Here is a 20,423-nt window from a genome sequence, read left to right as displayed (position 1 = left end):
CATAAATAATAAAAAACACCAGGATTGTTTGGAAATCTCATCAAAAAGCCTTACCTTTGTTCCCAATTTAAACGAATTCCTTATGAATAGACAAAACCTATTTTTATTTGTATGGATGCTGATGCTGGCATGGCTGCCGATTTCGGCACAGGAGTATCGTAATCCGGTGATTCCAGGTTATCATCCCGACCCGTCCGTGTGTCGGGTAGGAGATACTTTCTATCTTGTCAACTCATCCTTCCAGTATTTTCCGGGCGTTCCTATCTTCCAGAGCAAGGATATGGTGCATTGGCAGCAGATTGGTAACGTTCTTGATCGTGAAAGCCAGATTCCCTTGAAGGGGGCTAGTTCTTGGCTCGGCATCTATGCCCCAACCATTCGCTATCACGAGGGTACCTATTATATGATAACTACGAATGTGGGCAATGGCGGCAACTTCTTTGTTACTGCTACAGATCCTCGTGGCCCCTGGAGCGAACCTGTTTGGTTGAAGCAGCAGGGCATAGACCCGTCGCTCTATTTCGAGAACGGCAAGTGCTATATGGTGAGCAATCCGGGCGATGCCATCTGGCTCTGCGAGATCAATCCAAAGACTGGCGAACAGCTTACAGAAAGCAAGCAACTATGGCAGGGCGATGGCGGCCGCTATCCGGAAGGTCCACATATTTATAAAAAGGACGGTTATTACTATCTTCTTATCTCAGAAGGTGGAACTGAACTGGCGCATCGTCTTACCATCGCCAGAAGCCGGAATATAGAAGGTCCATACGAGAGTAATCCCAATAATCCGATACTGACCAACTGTAGCAGACTGGGACAGACGAAGCATATTCAGGGTACGGGGCATGGCGACTTAGTACAGGCAGGAGATGGCAACTGGTGGATGGTGTTCCTGGCATACCGCAACTATGGCGGTTCTTATCATCACTTGGGTAGAGAGACCTATCTGGCTCCTGTGGAGTGGAAGGAAGGTGAGTGGCCTGTAGTGAATGGTGGGATGCCTATCGATACTCTGGTGAAGGCTAATACCTTGCCAAGTGTCCTTCTGGAGAAGCATCTGGAAGCGGATGCCGAGGATGCGCCTGCGACAGGAGCTTTCGAATGGGTGCAATTGCAGAATCCTATTCCGGGCAACTATCTCCGCAATGATACGATGGCTGTGGAAGAGAAGTACTTCGTGCGTCTTTATCCTCATGGAACCTTGACGGAAAATCAGCAGCCTACCTTCGTAGGACGCCGACAGGAGAGTGCCAGCTTCTCCCTGGAGACGGATGTTGTCACGAAGGGGGAGGTAGAGGCAGGTCTGTCTGTCTATCAGATCAACGACGGTCATCTCGACTTTTTTGTATCCCAGAAGCAGGTGGCATTGCGCTGCAAGCTGAAGAGCATCGACTATGTGGTGAAGAGCGTGCCTCGCCTGCGCAAGGGTTCGGTCAAGTTGCGCATCAGAAGCAATGGCGAGATGTATTTCTTCGACTATTCGCTTGATGGAAAGCGATTCCATGAGTTGGCTTCCATGAACTGTAGCCTGATGAGTACAGAGGTCGCCGGCGGATTTACGGGCGTAGTTCTCGGCATGTTTGCAGAAGGTAAGGAAAAGAGTGGATATGCAGATTTCGGTTATTTCTACTATGATGAAAAGTAAGGATTATCTTCCGATAGTCTCTTTAAAATGAACAGAAATATCTTTTTAGATGAATAAATAGAAAAGTAAATGTTGACAAAAGAAACAGATTCGAAACAAACAGCTGACAAGAAATATCTTGTCCCTTTCATATTGATAACGTCGCTCTTCTTCTTGTGGGGCTTTGCTCGTGCCATTCTGGATGTGCTGAACAAGCATTTCCAGAATGCTCTGCATATTAGTATTACCCATTCAGCCCTCATTCAGGTTACCACCTATCTGGGTTATTTCCTGATGGCGATACCTGCGGGTATCTTTATTAATAGGTATGGCTATCGCAGGGGTGTAGTCTTTGGATTGTTGCTCTTTGGATTGGGCTCATTGCTTTTTGTCCCAGGAGCAGCAATCGGCAGTTTCTATGCATTTTTACTTTGCCTCTTCATTATCGGCTGTGGATTGGTCTTCCTGGAAACGGCAGCCAATCCATACGTAACGGAATTGGGAGCCAGGGAGACAGCTACCAGCCGCCTGAACCTTTCGCAGTCTTTTAATGGCTTGGGTAGTATCTTCGCTACATTTTGCATCGGTCAGTTTCTTTTCAATAATACCGATGAAGGTGGCAACGTGGCTGTACCTTATGCCATTTTGGGTGTCTTGGTACTCGCTATAGCCGTGGTCTTCTCACGTGTCAGTTTGCCTGAAATCCAGCATGATACAACAGCCGAGGATGAGGCACGGGGAAGTAATATCGGCAAGCTTTTTGCCCATCACAGGATGTTTGTCTTTGGTCTCTTTGCCTTGCTATGCTATGAGATTGCGGAGATTTCCATCAATTCCTACTTCATTAATTTCGTAACCGGCATGCATTGGATGACGGATCGTACGGCTTCGCTCGTGCTCACTTGTGCCCTGGCATTCTTCATGGTAGGTAGATTCCTGGGCAGTTGGGTGATGCGCCACATCAAGGCCACTACGATGCTCTTGATCTGCGCCATCGGCAGCGTAGTGTGTATCGGTTTGGTACTTTGCGATTTAGGCATTGTCTCCCTGGCAGCCTTGGTGGGCAATTATCTCTTCGAGGCAATCATGTTCCCTACCATATTCTCTATTGCCCTCACGGGATTGGGTAATCTTACCAAGAGCGCATCCTCGCTTCTGATGATGACTCCGATAGGAGGTTGTGGCTTCCTGCTGATGGGATTGATAGCCGACCGCACCCATGTGGTGTTACCTTTTGTAGTGCCGTTTATCGGTTTCCTGGTTGTGCTGGCTTATGCAGTAAGAGAGTATAAAATTGCAAAGTGCAATTAGCAATTTGCTAGAAGTGGGGTGTGCAAAAGGGTATAATTAACTTTTTTAACTCGATTGAAACGCTAAAAAGTAAGTTAACATTTTGTCGTATCAAAAGAAAAAGGTAAATTTGCAGTCGGTTAGGGTAGGAATCCCATAAGTTCTTTCCCTTATCAATGGAAAAAGAAAGAATGTTTCATTAAAACAATAAAATTAATACAATTATGGCAGTAGATTACAAGAAAATCGGTCTTGTGAACACTAAGGACATGTTCGCAAGAGCTATCAAGGGCGGTTGGGCCGTTCCTGCTTTCAACTTCAATAACTTGGAGCAGCTCCAGGCTATCATCCAGGCTTCTTCAAATTTGAAGTCACCAGTTATCCTTCAGGTATCTAAGGGTGCTCGTAAGTATGCTAACCCTACATTGCTCCGCTACATGGCAGAGGGTGCTGTAGAGTATGCAAAGGAGTTGGGTTGCAACCATCCAGAGATCGTTCTTCACCTCGATCACGGTGATAGCTTCGAGACATGTAAAGACTGTGTAGATTTCGGTTTCTCTTCTGTAATGATCGATGGTTCTGCACTTCCATACGAGGAGAACATTGCATTGACAAAGAAGGTTGTTGACTACGCTCATCAGTTCGGTGTAACTGTAGAGGGTGAGCTCGGTGTCCTCGCTGGTGTTGAGGATGACGTAGTAGCTGAGGAGTCTCACTATACAAAGCCTGAGGAGGTTGTTGATTTCGCTACACGTACAGGTGTTGATTCATTGGCTATCTCTATCGGTACTTCTCACGGTGCTTACAAGTTCAAGCCAGAGCAGTGCACACGTGACCCTAAGACAGGTCACCTCGTTCCTCCTCCATTGGCATTCGACGTATTGGCAGCAGTTGAGGAGCAGCTTCCTGGTTTCCCTATCGTTCTCCACGGTTCTTCTTCAGTTCCTCAGGAGTATGTTGATATCATCAACAAGTTCGGTGGCAAGTTGCCAGATGCAGTTGGTATCCCAGAGGAGCAGTTGACTAAGGCTTCTGAGAGCGCTGTTTGCAAGATCAATATCGACTCTGACTCTCGTCTTGCTTTCACTGCAGGTGTTCGTGAGACATTGGCTCTTCACCCAGAGTACTTCGACCCACGTCAGTACTGCGGTAAGGCTCGTGAGTACATGGTTGACCTCTATAGCCACAAGATCAAGGATGTTCTTCATTCTGACAACAAGTTGGCTAACCTCGACTAATCTTCGAGATTTTTCAACCCAAAATAATAGCGGGAATCCTTCGGGGTTTCCGCTTTTTTAATGCCCTTTTCTTTCATCTTTCTTTCGCTTTTCTTTCATTTTGTTATGTAACAGGATTGTTGTGTGCGTAAACGCTTTGTTTCTTTACATAATTTAACTTAAAAAGTTTGGAGCGTATTACTTTTTTCTCTAAATTTGTACTCGAACAAAAGTAGGAAGTACATTTTATATTCTTGTATATCATTTGTATATTGTAAAAGATGATTTAGGCCGAAAGGTTATTTTTAGAAGTCTTCCTGAGTACTGCCTTAGGGCAGATGCTTGTAAGAGGAGATCAGGTTTAAATGATTGAATAACAATTAGTAAATGATAAAATATGAAAAAGTTTTTTGGAATGGTCATCACTTGTATGGTGGCATTGGGTTTAGTAAGCTGCAGTGCGGCTGACGATGATTTGACGGGCGATACAACAACACGCGTCAACACCGTTACGACGAAGTCTAACTTCTCACTGCTCAGTTATTCACAGACAACCGGTGCTGAGGTAAATGAAACCTCTAACATCAATGGTGAGAACAACGAGAAGCTGGTATGCAAGGTTCTTTCTGGTGGTCAGTTGCAGTTGACTCACAAGAATGTAATCTTTGATGAGGGCACAAATATCAAGTTTGACTCTCAGTTAGTTGGCAACAAGATTATCATCACCGAGACAGGCGATTACGGCAAGTCTGGTAAGTATGGTTATTACACACTTGTTGCGAAGGTTGGAATAGTTAAAGATGGTGACTATGTGATCGTAGTTAAGAGAAACGAGCACACTCGCGAGGAGTTTAATATGCATTACGACTCTACAAAGGCGAAATAAGGTAGAATATATGATTAGTACAATATCTTACGATAATGATTCAATATAAATAGGTAGAATAGAAAATATAATATAGAAAGTGAATTTAAAGTGTGATTAAAGAATGTAATTGAATAATTAAATAATGTAATTGGATAGTTTAAAATTCATGCAATTGAATAATGGTAAATGATAATAAGTTGAGCGTCGCTTAGACGACCAGTCTAGTTCTTTTTTTAATTAATTGTTATTGATGACGCTGATGAGCAGTTCCGGCGTACAATCCTTTAAAACCACGATGTTGCCTTTGTCTAATAAGTAAATCGTAGGCATCGCCTTGATGCTGTAAGTAGCACTTATCTGATCGTCAGCAATGATTCTGAGCATTCTGTATTCAGCAGGAATGGTCTGTTTTTTCAGCCACGCCGTAACCTTGTGGCAATTCTCGCATTCCGGATCATGGAAGTAGAGTATCACCTTTTCATTCTGATAGTCAGTCAACTGATGCATTTTTCCATCTTCCAGCTTGAAGGAGAGGTTGGTAGCCTTGGTGCCTGGCAGGTTTTTCCGTGCCGCCTTCCACTTGAAGTCGATGCGTTCCTTTTCCGCTTCATCGAAGTAAGGCGACTTCTTCATTTCAGCCAGGAAGAAGCTATATACCCTGTCGTTTCTCATCGGCGACTGTGGGTCGTCGAAATAATGCTCTATCAGGCTCTCGAATTTCTCCTTGGCAGGCTTCTGTACGTAAGCCTTGGCAGTGAAGGCGCTGATGCCTTTCTGAGCGATCTCGTCGTTGAAACGGGCGAGGATATCGATGAAGTTGACGAATCCCTGTTCTGTAATCTCCTCGTTTTTCAGTTGGGTAGTATCAGCAAACTGATAGTTGTCCCAGTAGTGCTCGCTGAGGTAGGTAGCGCGCTGTTCTACGTTGCGCAGCGTATCAGGCAGTGCAGGGTAGGGGAATGCATTCTGCGCCTGGGTATTCAGGCAGCATAACATGATCATGCATGCGATAAGATAAGAGATATGTCTTGCTTTCATCATTTTCTTCCTTTTATTATTTATTATTTATTGAATCTGTTATTCTTCTCCGGTAATTATATCTCCTCGCAAGCCACCATTTCCGCTCCGCGGTAGATGACCACCAGCTTGTGGAGCTTTGTGGTCTTTACCGCCTCTCTGACCATATCACTTTCCGCATAGCGGGAGATTTGAGCAGAAGCCTCCTCGAAGAGCTTTTTCACTTGCTCATCTGTGGTTTGGCTCTTGCAATATTTCAACTCGATGATATATGAATCCACCATATCCTTGTAGATGTCACAGAGCGGAGAGAGGAAGATGTCGGCATAGCCGCCGTCATTGTCCAGCTCAGAGATAGGGCGATAGAACTTGTTCTGGCTCGTCATCGCCAAGGTGAAGCCATGCACGAAAGCCTCTCCCTTCTGCTTGTCTCGCTGTGAGGAGTACTTCTTCAGGCAGTCGGCGATATACTCAAAGTATGGCTTGAATTGTCCATCGTATGCCAGTTTGCTCTCCAGTTTACCCTTGCTATATCTATCATATACCAAGTCATTCTCCTTGTAGGTGTCGAGCAGGTAGGTGTACATCTGGTCTCGCACCACCTCATTCGGGATGATGAACTTGGTCTCACCCTTGTATGTTCCGTCTATCGTCACCATGCCGAAATAGAACAGCAGGCTGAGGAAGTTGTCTGGGTCGTTGATTCGCTCGGCAGGGAAGTTCTCGTTGAGCGTGCCTATCACGAATCCCTGGGTCACCAATTGCTGGATGATGCTAGCGTCGTGGGTGAACTCCTTGTCGTGGCGGATGAGCATGCGCATCTTGTCATAGTCGATACGGATGTTGGGCTCCACCATCTTCTTAGTGATTTGGTATTCGTAGTCAATATAGTTGTCTACGAAGTAGAGCACCATCATCGAGTTGTACATGGTGGTCTCACCATATCTCTCCTCGGCAAAGCAATAGTTGTCGTACCATGGCTTCATCACCTTGATCAGCTCATCTGTGGTGTGATTGAACGGCAGGACGCTGCTGTAATAATCCAGCATCTCTCTGACTTCTTCTTCCGTGAAGCCCGTCATCTCATTGAATTTTGGGCTTAGGGAGTAGTTGGTTCCGATGTTGAATCCGCTGGTCAGGTCGTCCATGGTCACAGGGCTTACTCCCGTGACGAACACTCTGCCCAGAGTATTGCCAGCCGCACCCTTGATGGTGTTGAAGAACTGGCGCAGGTATCCCTCTCCGTGGGTCTGGTTGCGATACCTCACGAGATGCTCTTCATGGGCGAGAATCATGTTGGTGAAGTTGTCGTACTCATCGATGAAGAGATAAATCTTCTTTCCCACCTCCTGACACTTCTGGCAAAGAAATCTCAACTTGGATACCGCATCAGGCTCCTGTTGCAATCCTTCCTTGGTACCAGCAGGAAGAATATGTGCATAGATGTCGCAGAAGAAATTGAACACAAGGCGACAATGGTTGTCCAGTCCATCCTTATAATCATCCAATCCTGCTGCCACCTCGGCAAAATTGAGGTGGATGATGAGATATGTATTATGCTCTGGTGTAGGATTCTGCCCGATGTAAAGCTTGCCAAAGATTTCCTCAAACTTGTCTTTCTTGTTGATGTCATAGTAATTCTCAAGCATGGAGAGGATAAGTGTCTTGCCGAAACGGCGAGGGCGAATGAAGAAGAAATACTTGTTGGATTCTTCTATTTGCTCTATGAAAGGAGTCTTGTCCACATAGTAACAATCCTCTTTTATGACATCCTCAAAATTCTGCATACCGTATGGTATGCGCTTGCGATAAATGCGCTTTGGTCTTACTATCATAACTCAGTTTGATTATTCGTTTTTGAATCTGATGGCAAAGATAATACTTTATCTCCTAATCTCCAAAACTTTTCCCGAAAAACTTTGACCGTACTTCTTCAAAAACACTCTTCACTGCTCTTCACCTCTCGCAACCCCAGTGTTTATCGGGGTTTCAGCCGATTTGGTGAAGAGTGAAGAGTAAAAAAGAGAGTGGTGCTTTTATAAAAAAAGCTCCCGACGTATCGTTTTGTGCCAGGCAATGACAGATTATAGCCCTGGTATGGGGCAATGTTATGCCATAGTGAGGCAATAAGCGATACAAGCATTATGCAAAAGCTTTTTCCATACATGAAATACCAAGTCGGCGTTCAATTTCTGCAATAGTTTTGAACGAGAAGTTAGTCTTTCCTGACAATATTTTACTCACGTATTGTGGCGTACATCCCAACCGCTCAGCAATATCAGCCCTTGATAAATTGTTCTCTTGCATGAAATCAACAATTTTTAGGGCAATGCTCTGCGACCATCTTATCCAGGCATTGTTTTCCTGTCTCCACTTGGCTTCATCTACAAATGAAGAGGCTTCATGGCTTTCATGTGCCTCTAGGAATCTTAATGTTTTCTCTTTCATATTTTATTCCTCCTTTATGTAATCAACAAAACTATCTTGATCGAACACTCCGTTCTGTATTAAATATTCTCGGCAAATATTCAGTTTGTCAAGTTCTATTTGGGTATGTTTTCTATCTTGCATCTTAGCTGTTAGCTTAATAGTACCTCCTGTGATAATATATACATTAGGCTCTATTCTGATAGCGTATATTCTAAGCCAGCTAGCATGTTTCTTTCTATCCCAGTTTCTTGCTTTTTCCCTAGTTAATTCTCTCATTCTATTGTCTGAAAGACTTAATGGATGAAATAGTTCGTCTAGATGTTCTGTATATGGAAATTCCAGAATCAGTCTTTCCAACTCATCTGCATCTTCCATTGTATCTTTAATAGCGTCGCTTATTTTTTCAATATTGAAGAATCCTTGTAAGTCTTCAAGATTAGCTAGAAAGAAGTCCAGTAGATAATTGGCATTATTCCACCTTTGAAACAAACGAGTAAGCTCATCTGCTTTTTGACTTTCATCTCTAACTGCCCAGAGATGATCATAACCAGGGATGATTCTAGCAAACTTCATATCTTTAATGCTTTTATAATGCAAAGATATGAATAATATCGATTAGTTGCAACTTTTAGGTTGCTTTTTTAATGAAAATTATACTAGTTCCAAAATGTGGGACATTGTCCCACAAATTGATTGCAATCATCTTTGTATCTTGTAAGTACTATCATTGTTGTATCGTTTTTACGTTAATAGTCTTCGGAGTAACCTTTGCTTGTTGCCGGAAGAATTAACGGTATAAGCAGGAGATGCCTATGTCTTCAGCCGCACAACAGGTGTTGTGCGCTTGCATAACAGCTGATATGCGCTCGCCCAACACCTGTTGTGCAAGTGTTAGCCTGCTGATGGGCGATATTTTTTAGATAATCTCCCTATCCTCCGTCGAAACGCCTGGCGGGGTGATGAACGACATATCCAGCGAGGCGGAATAGTTTTATGATCCAATAGAGGTAAATTCTATGGTTTTTCAAATTTTTGCGTTTTTTTCTTGGAGTTTTCAGAGAAAAATCGTAAATTTGCCATCAGATATCAATTATCTAAATATTTTGCCATGGGTAAATATATTAACCCCTTCACCGATTGGGGATTCAAACGCCTCTTCGGGCAAGAATTCAGCAAGGATTTGCTGATTAGTTTCTTGAACGACCTGTTGGTTGACGAAATGCATATCAGGGATGTCACCTTCAAGGATAAAGAGCAACTGGCAGATTCCAAAGATTTGCGTGGCTGCATCTTTGATATTTATTGTGAAACCGATGATGGAAATCATTTCATTGTCGAGATGCAGAACAGATGGGTGCCGTTTTTTGTCAATCGCTCCATCTATTATGCCAGCAAGGCTATTGTCGGGCAGCGGAAAAAGACAATCGAGCAGAAACCTGCTCTCTATCAGTTAATGCCCGTCTATGTCGTCTGCCTCATGAATTTCATGCCAAAGGACAATGCAGTGTCGAAATTCAGAACCGATGTAGCCTTGTATGAAAAAGGAAGTCAAGATGTCTTTTCCGACAATCTTCGCTTCATCTATTTATCTCTTCCTTTCTTTGACAAGAAAGCTGAAGAATGTGAAAGTGATTTTGACAAATGGATTTATGTATTAAAGCATATGGAAGCATTAGAGAGAATGCCGTTTACGGCACAGAAGAAGATTTTCAAGCGTCTTGCTGAACTGGCAGATTCCCGCTGTCTGAGTCAGGAAGAGCAAGAGAAATATGATGAAAGCTTAAAGGCCGCCGATGATTACTATGGTGTCTTAATGAGCTATTACATGAATGGTATTGATGAGGGTGTTGCTAAAGGTGAAGCTAAAGGTAGTTATCACAAAAGTCTTGATATAGCGAAGAAAATGCTATTAAAGGGTATGGATGATGACTCTATCATGGAACTGACGGGCTTAACCCATGAGCAATTGCTTCAATTGAAATCATAAAATTATCAGATACAAGTTCTCCCCATAAGCCAGGCGATAGATGCCTGAACTTATAGGGAGTTTTTTGAGGGGAAAAAAGTTATGATGGAAATCATTTCATTGTCGAGATGCAGAACAGATGGGTGCCGTTTTTTGTCAATCGCTCCATCTATTATGCCAGCAAGGCTATTTTCGCTTCATCTATTTATCTCTTCCTTTCTTTGACAAGAAGGCTGAAGAATGTGAAAGTGATTTTGACAAATGGATTTATGTATTAAAGCATATGGAAGCATTAGAGAGAATGCCGTTTACGGCACAGAAGAAGATTTTCAAGCGTCTTGCTGAACTGGCAGATTCCCGCTGTCTGAGTCAGGAAGAGCAAGAGAAATATGATGAAAGCTTAAAGGCCGCCGATGATTACTATGGTGTCTTAATGAGCTATTACATGAATGGTATTGATGAGGGTGTTGCTAAAGGTGAAGCTAAAGGTTTTGCCAAAGGTGAAGCTAAAGGTAGTTATCAGAAAAGTCTTGATATAGCGAAGAAAATGCTATTAAAGGGTATGGATGATGACTCTATCATGGAACTGACGGGCTTAACCCATGAGCAATTGCTTCAATTGAAATCATAAAATTATCAGATACAAGTTCTCCCCATAAGCCAGGCGATAGATGCCTGAACTTTTGGGGAGATTTTTTTGTTTGAAAGTTATTATCTTACTCTGCCTCACGGTCTTTCTGGGTAACTACTCAGTCATTAAATAAGAACACGTATTCAATGGAGGACTAAAAGTTCGAACTATTATATGTTATGGATTAGGGGATTATAAATCCCCTGGTTTGATAGGTCGAACCTTTTTTTACGACGGATTTCAAATCCGTCGGGACGCCTAATGGGGGTGTAGGACGGCTGGCGGGGGTGGAATTTTCAGGGCACAAAAAAAAGTCGTGGAATCTTAGCAGGTGAGTCACCTCGGCAACTAAAATCCCAACGACCAGTCTAGTCTAGTTTTCGCAAATTTGTATAATAGTAAATGATAATAATGTCTTATAATAATAAAAAAAAGGGGGGAGGAAGTATTCCCAACTTCCTTCCCTCCTCTCTTACAGATATATGATTCTTAACTTTTGTATTTTACTTGTTATTTCAAAACCTTGATGCAACGGACTTTACCTAACGAATAGTCACTCCAGTTGGTGGCCATTGTAAAAACGGAAGTATATGTCCAAGACTTTCTGAAGTTTATATTTGAGAATTTTGTTCTGCAATAAGCCATATTGATCAAATTAGGATTGATTAAATACATCACAGACATTTCTCTTTGATTTGGCACTCTCCATTTTCTGTCTTCTTCATTATAGTTGCCATAGCATTTGAATCTACCATATACTACACTCTCCATACTGGCCTCACCACTATTGTTTTCTGGATACGTTTTGGCTGCAATTCTGAACGATTTAGCAGGTTTATTGCCTGCAGAACGTTCTTCATGCTCATTTAGCTCTCCTTGATCTCCTGTGACATTGAGGGCTTGATTATCCACTTTGTCCAGTTCGACATCATAACCGCTTGTTGAGTAGAACTTATCTGGTTGCTCGTCATAGCCGATTGCGTTTGATTTTAAGTTGCGAACGCAGCGGACAAGTGTAGGTATGAAATTGTAGTCTTTGTTTTTAAAATGATTGTTGGTGGCCATACCCTCTTCCGAGAAATAAGTATTTACTCCAGATGTTGAAGTGTAATATAACATTCTGTCAGAATCTCCTACGAGGTCTGAAGTATTCTTATTGTATAGTTTTGCTTCTGTACCCATAGCTTCCTCTCCAATCCATAATCCTGCGTATTGGTCAAGAGCTGGAGCATACCATCTCACTTCGTCTTGTGAGATTTTACCATCACCATTCAGGTCTCTATTACGGCTCATGCAAGATTTGACCAGCGACTTGTACTGTTTTAAATATGTTTTCAATTCTGACCAGTTTTGCCTTGGAGTTGTTGTTACATTTCCACGCCAATCAGTTTTGAATATATCTTTCAACATATTACTGCGACCATTCCATGTATCAGAGCCATAAGACATATACTGACGATTTGCATTATTGCCGCTATCTCCTCCTATTCCATCATCAGTGAATCCTTTTCCTTCCTCGTCATTGATGGTTTCGCAGCCATAAGCAATAACACTTCCTGCCTGACTTCTATCGTAGAAGGTCTGGATATTGTGCTGGGTCAAACCATATTGAGCCTCGGCATATACGCTTCTTGTATCTTCGCTAACCCATACGTTGTTTGCTACATAGAAAGCTCGCTTATCTACGTTGTTAACGTACTTGTCCCAAGTGAGATTGTCATAGTAGTTCTCACTGATGAAACAGGTCGCATCAATGTATTGGCGATTATTCCAGAACTTATCGTTTTTTGCATTAGCATACAGCATTTGCAAGAATGTTTCGATATCCATGGTTTCTGATTTGCCTGGATAATCACATGGAGTACCTCTACCGTCATTTGCGTCGCCATAGATACTTTTGCTTTTATTTCTGCCTGTAATTGCAAACTCAATCCACTTTGTATCTACACCGTTCAGCTGCTTTTGGTGTTCCTGTGTCGTTGGATTTGCTTCATCTTTTACGTTTATTGGCTCTGTCTTCTTGCCCAAGGCGTAAACCTGATAGTAATATCCTAGTTTGGAGTCTTTCAGCTTTTTGATGTCCGCCTGATTGAAGCGCATTACCATATATTCGTAATGACTGTCGAGAGTCAGGTTCTTACCGGTATTGCCATATTTCAATACCACACCTTCTGCACCAGGCTGTTCGTTTCCTTCTTTTGTAGCTTCAACGATGATTTTATTTACACCTGCCACTGTGATGTTAAAGGTGTAATTGCAATTACGCTCAACATTGTAGTCATTGTGATTTACACTGCAGTCGCCTAAGTGAACATAGTAGGTTACGTCGGCAGTTATGGTTGAACCATCCTTGGTTGTTTCTTCATACTTGCCTTTCAAAACTACGTATGTGCCATACTTTGGAGCATTGGTGAATACCTTAGGATTTGACTTGTTGTCGTCCTCTCGCATTTCCTGAACTTTTACGTCTTGTTTTGCATCCTGCAGATTTTCTGGCAAATAGGCTTCGAAGTATTCTGCGCCTGTTTCATCCACATCGTTTACGCCAAGAGTCAGACCCACGATATTGCTAACATCTGTATTATTGCTTATTTTTTTCTTATCGTTACCGTCAATACTGCCAATGAGTGTACCATTCATTGCGATATTCATGATATCATAATTGGCAAGTTTGAATGAACGATTTACGACATCTCCTGTTTTTTCCTTGATGGTAAACTTTACCTTGGATACAATACGTCTCAGTCTGATGTCATTTCCGCCATTTTCGATTGTTCCTGCAGTTGTGATGTTCACCAGGTTGCCTTCCTGTACAGCACCACTCATCAAGAATGCACTTGGAATCTGAATGGTGTTAGGATTGTTACGATTGAATGTCAAAGCTTTCAACTGGTCGAGTGTGAATTCATATTCACCAGCACAGGCTTTGTCTTCATCCAAGTTAATAGGCAACTTGTTTGGTTCAACAGTACCGTTGCTGGTCGCCACAGGGTAAAGACCCGTAGAAATGTTGGCAACCGCATAGATATATGAATCGCCGCTTCTTGTCTTGATGCCGGTTATTTCCTGTTTTTCAGTTTCAGAGCTGCTGGTACTTTGATTCAGACTATCTGCACCTTCAATACCTTTATAGCCCTTCAAATTACCATTGCCATCAAATATATAGATGTAGAGATTGTCGAGATGACGCTCCTCAGCATCTGTAGCTCGGGAGTTGACCACGATGTCTCTTGGGGAAACATCAGAATAGGCCAACGAAATGGTAACATCTTCGTTACTCTCGCTGCCGCCCGGGAAGATGTCTTCCGAGCAACTGCTGAGTAAGAGTGCTACTCCCATGAGCAGGTATGCTAATTTCATTACTTTCTTCATATTATGATTCCTCCAATAGTTTAATTAAATTCAATGTTTGTAGTACCCTTATCAGTCCAGTCTGCTACATAGTACTTCAAGGTGAGGGTTGATTCCTCATCACCCAGGAAGTAGCCATATACTACCATTTCATGGTTGCGGTAGGCTTTGGAAATCCTGAAGGTCTTATGCTTCTCTGCTCCATTCTTTCTCAATTTAAAGTAAATTGTACCAGTGAGTTCTTTGCCTGTTTCACGAAGATAGCTCAGATGGCATTCTGTCTTTAAACCACGAAGCTGGGTGATGTAGTCTTCTGCAGTCTGATCAGGCTTGCGAATATAGCTTGCAGGGTCTGTTACAGGTTTGATGTCTCCTGTTGCCACACCGCCGAATGTCATCTTCTCATTGAGATATTTCAGAGAAGTGAGGTCTCCGGTTAAACCATCTGTTTCTTTATTAGCATATGTTGTTGCTGTTGGGAATACAGAACTTTGGGTAGGAATAACGTTTTCATTCACCTCAATCTTCGTTACTTCCACACCTTCTGTATCTTTCACATTCTTTCTTGTGAAGAAGAAGTGGAGCTTCGAAACGGCTCTTACCAATGGAACGCTTACAGGGTTGGCAGCTGCTTCGGCTGCATTGTCTTTGATGTTGTTGGTAACATCAAGTTCCTTGATAACTCGAGAGATTGGCAGACCGGCATCTGGTACTACTGTTGTTTGAGCCGTACCATTATCTATACCAAAATTATTCTTGATAACCAGGGCTTCCAGCTTTTCACGTGTCATCTTGATGCAGTCTTTGCCATCCAGCACTCCTACGCTTTCTGCGTTGAGCAGGATGTAAAGATCTATTTTGCCCAGAGTCTTAGCGTTTTTGCGAGTAATCATCATACTTACGTTGTGAGAACCTTGTTTTGAGAGGTTGGTTTCTGATTTGAATCCTATTGGTGTGGCAGTTGCTTTTTCTGAATCGCTTTTGAATGCCCATACTCTGATACTTGTAATTTTCTCCTCTGTATCAGGAGAAGGGTTTGTTTCGTCTTGCCCGGGCGTTCCGCTGGTTCCTGCTGGGTTGGCAGGAGCTTTGGCTCTGGCCTGAGCTGTAGGAGTTGATACATTCAGGTTGATGTAGGTATCACTCTTTCCAGCAGCTGTATCTGTGTAACCGTCCGACATACATGATGTTAGTATCAGGGTAAGCAGCAAGGTGGGTGCCAATGCTGCTATTCCCTTCATAATGTTAGTCAGTTGATTCGCACAGATTTTTCTTTTTGCGAAATCTAACATAACTTGTATCTCCTATCTTTTACTTATACTTATACTTCGTTACTTTGTTACTGTTTTGGGTAATCTTATTTGGATCCGAGGTCTGCATTCTGCAGATTGAGAACCCAGCCGTTCACCTTGATTCTAGCATCCATGTGGTAGTCGGAACCTGGACTTGGAACGTAGAATACGAGGGTGTAGTGATCCTGGCGGTCGAGGTATTCCTGATCCTCCCAGCCCTTGTCGGTGCGCTCGCCGCAGAGAGCGAGGAACCATGGCAGTGAGTGGTTGAAGATTTCCTTGCCTGTGCGCTTGTCGGTGATTACGATTCGCTTGTCGTTGTACTCCTTACTGTCGGTGTTGCGGGTGCTTACATCGTTCTTGCGCTCGAACATTCTGGAAGAAGACAGGTCGTAAACCAAAGCCTTGTCGATTTTTTCACCATCTACCTCAGTATTGCCGTCGGTGTTAACCACCAGTTTCTCGTTGTAAGGCACGTAGGTGATTGGCTTGTTCTGTTCTACTCCGTTGGCATCCTTTACCTTGTCGCCCTTGTAGTCGAGGAGGGCAGCCGAACCCTTGATTCTTACGTCGAAGTTTTCTGCCACGAATCCCTGCTGTTCGTTATCGTAAGGAAGCATCACGATGCGGTAGGTCTTGGTACATTTCATCAGACTCAGTTTGCCGGATGTGTCCTTCTTGCCCTTGAAGTCGAGAGATGTCTGGGCGGTGTAGAGAGCGGTGAACTTCTTATTGTTGACTGAAGCTTCTCCGTTTTTCTTTCCCATTTCCTCCTGCAGGTCGTTGATGGTAGAAACACCTGGTGTGAGTTGGGTGAAGCTGAACTCCATCTCGTCGTCACCGTCGGCTCTGCTACCTGTAGGTTTCTTGTCACGAGCGAGGCAGACGAAGGTGTATTTACCTTCCTGTAAGTCTGTGATGTCCATGCTGTGACCCGTTTCGAATTTGTCGGCAGACTGCGTATAGGTATCGAAGTATTTACCGTTTTTATCGAAAACATAGACGTTGAGGTTTTTCACTTCCTGAGAGAAAGCATCAGCGTTCTCAACATTATATGTATAATCGAACTTGAGCGACACCTTAGGTGCAGGACAATTCGTCAGATCGTCTTTCATGCATGATGAAAGCGAAGAGAGTGCGATGGCTGAGATACAAACCACTTTGCAACCGTTTTTGATGATGAAATGTTTCATATCGTTTGTGTTTTATTAATTCTTTTACTTATACTTATATCTAGTGTGCCGTAGGGCGTAAGAAGTGGGGGTAGCCTCCGGCATCCTTTTTTTCTTGTTGAGTGGTGCTGATTCAGCACGATAGGGGTTCCCGCCATCTGTTGGCGGCAAATATCATCTTTTGTTTTTGTAATCTCCCGGAGGCGGGGTAGCCCCCGGGAGATTGAGAGTATTGTTGTTTCAAGAATTATCTTGAGAGCGGGGGATGGGGTACATCCCCGGAGCATTCATCTTTTTCTGTTTATGCTTGATTAACTTGAAGAATGATTACTCACCCAGGTTTACATCCTGTGTACTGAGAACCCATGGGTTAACAGAAACCTCAACATCGAGGTAGTACATTGGCTTGTTCTCGTCTGGCTTGCCATTAGGAACGTCTGCACCCAAGTTGTAGATCTTCTTTACATTCAACTGATAAACAGTATTACGCTGGATGGTGTTTGTGCCAAGCCACTTGTCGATGATAACCTGTGAGTAGTAAGTCTTACCTGCTACGAATACTTCGATAACGTTGTCCTTGCGGAACTTAGCTAATTCAGCAGCTGTAGCACCGATAGTCTTCTTTACATTTTCACCTTCACCTTCTGTTTGTGGCTTCAGCTCTGCCAAGAGGTCTGCTGCGCTCTTACCACCGAAGAGGATAGGCTGATCTTGATATGCCTTATAGATAGCTGCAATGCTTCTGTAGATAACGCCATTATAGCGATAGAATGTACCATCTGTGAAATCTGGGGTATCATCTGGGAACTTGCTTTCATCCAAACCCAATGTGTATTCGAAGTACATGGTAGTTGGAGTTTCCTTTGTATTCTCAAATACGTAGTTCTTTTCAGCATTTGCAAACCAGCCGTAATTTTCTAATGTCCACTGGTCACCCAAATCTCCTGACTTCTGCATGTGATCGGTGCCTGCAGGAATCTGAAGAGCAGCCCATGCGTCATTCCACTTCTGCATAATGTTTGTCTTGTTAGACAAGTTGGTGATAGCGTAATTAGACTGTGTAACAGTCTTCACCTTTGCAATTTCGGCATCAATAGCAGCCTTCTTTGTATCTGAAGCACCTTCTGGATATTTTGCAGTAATTGAAGTTGCCTCAGTTTCAGGCTTGTCGATGCGAGCAGTAACGCGGTCGAGCATAATGGTCTTATTAACTGAAGCAGGGGTCTTTATATTCTTATTTGCAGCTTCGAATGATACAATATATTGGTCTGCATGAGAATTCTTGTCATTCTGGTTGAACATAACAAACGCATTATCTGTGGCATAACCTGCATCAAACATGTTGATTGCTGTGAATTTTTCAGCTGTTGGGGCAAAAATGTTTTCCCATGGCATAGCATCTGTTGTATTAGCCAAGAAATATACATTATATGTCACACCTTCTGTTACGTTCTGTACTGGAACCTGAATCTGGGTCGTGCCAGTTTTTGTTAATACAGGTGCGGCATTTAACCACTCAGTCTCGGTAATATTCTTCGTGAAGACAATCTTTCCCTGAGCATCAACCAGGTAGAATGTACCACTTGTCACCTTAGACTCTTCTGGAGTAGCCTTTACATTTTCTTTCTGCTGCTGGGTTCTTGTACCATTGCTAGTTGGAGTCTGAACCGCCAAAGTCATATAGAAACCTTCCACCTTAGACTGGTTGCCTGCGCCACCTGTCAAATCATCATTGCTGCTGCAGCTTGAGAAAGAAAACGCTGCTGCTGATACCAAGCTCATAACGAGCAAATTCATTTTCTTCATAATCTTTTACTTATTAAGTGTTATATAAAATTTTGTTTTGAGTTGCGAAATGGACGGGTCTCTCAGACCTCATCACTGGCTTCGCCCGGGGGTAATCAAAAACTATTCTTTCTTTTCCAGTTCTTAAATTAAATTTTTTAGTTTATATTATTATTGTTTATTCTTTTACTTATACTTCATGTTCATTCTTACTCCACAATCTTGTTCACCTTGTCGAGATTTTCCTGAGCACCCTTCAAGCCATCGGCTACTGCCTTCTGGAAGTACTGCTTGGCAGCTACGTAATCCTCATTAAGAACAGCGAGACAACCACGGGTGTTATCTACTTCGGCACCGGTGCCAGCCTTCTTGAGATATTTCTCTGCGCGCACCTTGTCGCCTCTGTCGATGGCAGCAATAGCCGCATTCAGGTTAGCGAGTTTATCTTCTGGGAACATCTTGACTGCGGTATCGAATACATTGTTGTATTCCTCGCTTCCCTTCGGATAACTGTTTGCTACCATATACATCTCCTGAAGAGAGAGCTTCTGTGGACGTGTATTCATCACTTTGCGTGCCTCCTCGAGGTTGAATGCCTTCACATCGTACTCAATGGTGTAATCGGTGCGGCGCAAGCTTGGCCAAACCTTGTCAATCAGGAATCGGAATGCCTCACCAGCCTTGGCTGCGAGCGTCTGTTCTTTCTGGTCAGGAGTCAGATTGCTGTTGATGATCTTGAGAGCAGCTTCCTTCTGAGGAATGTTGTGACTCTCAATGTACTTTAGTGTTCCTTCCCAATCCTCTGCGGTAGATTCTACCTTGAAGAGTTTCTTGTCTACCGGATAGGTCTTCAGCAGATACTGGTTGAGAGCCTGGGTACGGTTGCGTGACAGCTTGTCGTTGTTGGCATAGTTGCCGTCAGGTGAAGCATAACCGTGAAGCGTAATGGAAGTGATGGTTACGTCTGGGTCGTTCTTTACGAGATCGAGCGTCTGCTTGATGGTAGCCAACTCATTGCTGTTGTTACCCAATTCCTTTACGATATCCCACTTGTTGATGCGGAAGTTGAGTCTTGCCGAACCATTTTCCTGTCTTACCTTCACAACCTCTGCCTTAGGTTCTCTATAAGCCTGGTAGAGCTGCTGAGGAGTAGTGAGTGCCTCTGTGTTATTGGTGAGCAGGTTTTCTGCCAGTAGTTTCTGGTTACATCCGCAGGCATCATTGCTAATGGCGAAGTTGGAGTTCTTCATCCATTCGCGGTAAGGGGTAGTGTAAGCGTATCTGAGAGTCTGAGACTTCTTGTTTTCACGCTTTGCTACGATGAGTGGATTTTCTGTAGCAGTTTTCTTGGTACGCTCATAGTAAACGAATCTCTTTCTTCCCATTACCTCCACAGCCGGGAGCTTTAGTGTATCTTCACCTTTATAGATGATTGGGGTAAAGACGAGTCCCTTATTGCTAGCCACTTTTACCTGGTCTAGGTTGAGGTCCATATAAACGTTTACCTTATTACCTTTCTTCTTGATTTCCTTATTCAGGATTTTCATATCCTTGGCAGCCTGCTCTTGTGCGATAGCATGAGTGCTAAACAAAATGCTGATGGCGACGGCTCCAAGTGTTTCTGTTAAAATCTTATATGTGTTCATAATCTTCAGTTTTACTTATTAATTAGGGTGTCCAGTTCTCTGTTCTTAAAAACAAGCTGGAAACATCCCTGTTAATTGTTAATATTACGCTCTGATATTTAACGTTTCATGTAACGAAATAGTTCTTTGAAAAT

15 protein-coding genes are annotated in these 20,423 nt (G+C 43.1%); 6 read left to right on the top strand and 9 right to left on the bottom strand.

The annotated features are described in order from the left end of the window. Nucleotides 1–82 precede the first annotated feature (82 nt). From ACTQ53_RS11175 to ACTQ53_RS11160, 4 genes are all read left to right on the top strand, one after another. Nucleotides 83–1,645 (top strand): glycoside hydrolase family 43 protein, encoded by a 1,563-nt coding sequence (locus ACTQ53_RS11175; RefSeq protein ID WP_441933068.1) that lies wholly within the window; start codon nucleotides 83–85, stop codon nucleotides 1,643–1,645. A gap of 69 nt (nucleotides 1,646–1,714) precedes the next feature. Further along, the gene (locus ACTQ53_RS11170; protein ID WP_295348140.1) at nucleotides 1,715–2,935 is read left to right on the top strand and encodes an MFS transporter; all 1,221 of its coding nucleotides are present in this window, start codon (nucleotides 1,715–1,717) and stop codon (nucleotides 2,933–2,935) included. A 203-nt stretch (nucleotides 2,936–3,138) separates the two neighbouring features. Next, nucleotides 3,139–4,152: a class II fructose-bisphosphate aldolase gene (locus tag ACTQ53_RS11165; RefSeq protein ID WP_117586715.1), complete on the top strand. Its 1,014-nt coding sequence runs from the start codon at nucleotides 3,139–3,141 to the stop codon at nucleotides 4,150–4,152. A gap of 376 nt (nucleotides 4,153–4,528) precedes the next feature. Then, nucleotides 4,529–5,017 carry a hypothetical protein gene (locus tag ACTQ53_RS11160; RefSeq protein WP_295024978.1) on the top strand — a complete coding sequence of 163 codons (489 nt, stop codon included), beginning with the start codon at nucleotides 4,529–4,531 and terminating at the stop codon, nucleotides 5,015–5,017. 219 nt (nucleotides 5,018–5,236) lie between these two features. Here the strand turns inward: ACTQ53_RS11160 and ACTQ53_RS11155 are convergent, their stop codons facing one another. The 4 genes from ACTQ53_RS11155 to ACTQ53_RS11140 all read right to left on the bottom strand — a co-directional run bounded on the left by ACTQ53_RS11155 (nucleotide 5,237) and on the right by ACTQ53_RS11140 (nucleotide 9,019). Continuing rightward, complete coding sequence (locus tag ACTQ53_RS11155; protein WP_441933067.1) at nucleotides 5,237–6,040, bottom strand: DUF5106 domain-containing protein; 804 nt, start codon at nucleotides 6,038–6,040, stop codon at nucleotides 5,237–5,239. Between the two features lie 53 nt (nucleotides 6,041–6,093). Continuing rightward, the gene (locus ACTQ53_RS11150) at nucleotides 6,094–7,851 is read right to left on the bottom strand and encodes an AAA family ATPase (protein ID WP_441933066.1); all 1,758 of its coding nucleotides are present in this window, start codon (nucleotides 7,849–7,851) and stop codon (nucleotides 6,094–6,096) included. Nucleotides 7,852–8,158: 307 nt separating this feature from the next. Beyond that, a complete protein-coding gene (locus ACTQ53_RS11145) occupies nucleotides 8,159–8,464 on the bottom strand; it encodes a helix-turn-helix domain-containing protein (RefSeq protein ID WP_089544424.1) in 306 nt (101 codons plus the stop codon). Between the two features lie 3 nt (nucleotides 8,465–8,467). Next, nucleotides 8,468–9,019: a hypothetical protein gene (locus ACTQ53_RS11140; protein ID WP_441211053.1), complete on the bottom strand. Its 552-nt coding sequence runs from the start codon at nucleotides 9,017–9,019 to the stop codon at nucleotides 8,468–8,470. Nucleotides 9,020–9,554: 535 nt separating this feature from the next. Between ACTQ53_RS11140 and ACTQ53_RS11135 the strand changes: the two genes are divergently transcribed. Next, complete coding sequence (locus ACTQ53_RS11135) at nucleotides 9,555–10,433, top strand: Rpn family recombination-promoting nuclease/putative transposase (protein WP_441933065.1); 879 nt, start codon at nucleotides 9,555–9,557, stop codon at nucleotides 10,431–10,433. Nucleotides 10,434–10,611: 178 nt separating this feature from the next. After that, complete coding sequence (locus tag ACTQ53_RS11130) at nucleotides 10,612–11,043, top strand: PD-(D/E)XK nuclease family transposase (RefSeq protein ID WP_441933073.1); 432 nt, start codon at nucleotides 10,612–10,614, stop codon at nucleotides 11,041–11,043. A gap of 510 nt (nucleotides 11,044–11,553) precedes the next feature. Here ACTQ53_RS11130 and ACTQ53_RS11125 read toward each other — a convergent pair. From ACTQ53_RS11125 to ACTQ53_RS11105, 5 genes are all read right to left on the bottom strand, one after another. After that, nucleotides 11,554–14,403: a DUF4906 domain-containing protein gene (locus tag ACTQ53_RS11125; RefSeq protein ID WP_441933064.1), complete on the bottom strand. Its 2,850-nt coding sequence runs from the start codon at nucleotides 14,401–14,403 to the stop codon at nucleotides 11,554–11,556. Nucleotides 14,404–14,435: 32 nt separating this feature from the next. Continuing rightward, nucleotides 14,436–15,635, bottom strand: coding sequence for a hypothetical protein (locus ACTQ53_RS11120; protein ID WP_441933063.1), 1,200 nt, complete (start codon nucleotides 15,633–15,635; stop codon nucleotides 14,436–14,438). A gap of 116 nt (nucleotides 15,636–15,751) precedes the next feature. Beyond that, a complete protein-coding gene (locus ACTQ53_RS11115; RefSeq protein WP_441933062.1) occupies nucleotides 15,752–16,879 on the bottom strand; it encodes a FimB/Mfa2 family fimbrial subunit in 1,128 nt (375 codons plus the stop codon). Nucleotides 16,880–17,185: 306 nt separating this feature from the next. Beyond that, nucleotides 17,186–18,664: a fimbria major subunit gene (locus tag ACTQ53_RS11110; protein ID WP_441933061.1), complete on the bottom strand. Its 1,479-nt coding sequence runs from the start codon at nucleotides 18,662–18,664 to the stop codon at nucleotides 17,186–17,188. A 188-nt stretch (nucleotides 18,665–18,852) separates the two neighbouring features. Continuing rightward, nucleotides 18,853–20,289 carry a DUF3868 domain-containing protein gene (locus tag ACTQ53_RS11105; protein ID WP_441933060.1) on the bottom strand — a complete coding sequence of 479 codons (1,437 nt, stop codon included), beginning with the start codon at nucleotides 20,287–20,289 and terminating at the stop codon, nucleotides 18,853–18,855. Between the last annotated feature and the right edge of the window lie 134 nt (nucleotides 20,290–20,423).

Origin of the sequence: Prevotella sp. Sow4_E9_plate, assembly GCF_052116205.1 — a bacterium.
Lineage (GTDB): Bacteria > Bacteroidota > Bacteroidia > Bacteroidales > Bacteroidaceae > Prevotella.
The sequence above is the reverse complement of the archived record's forward strand: the minus strand, read 5'-3'. Positions and strand labels throughout refer to the sequence as shown.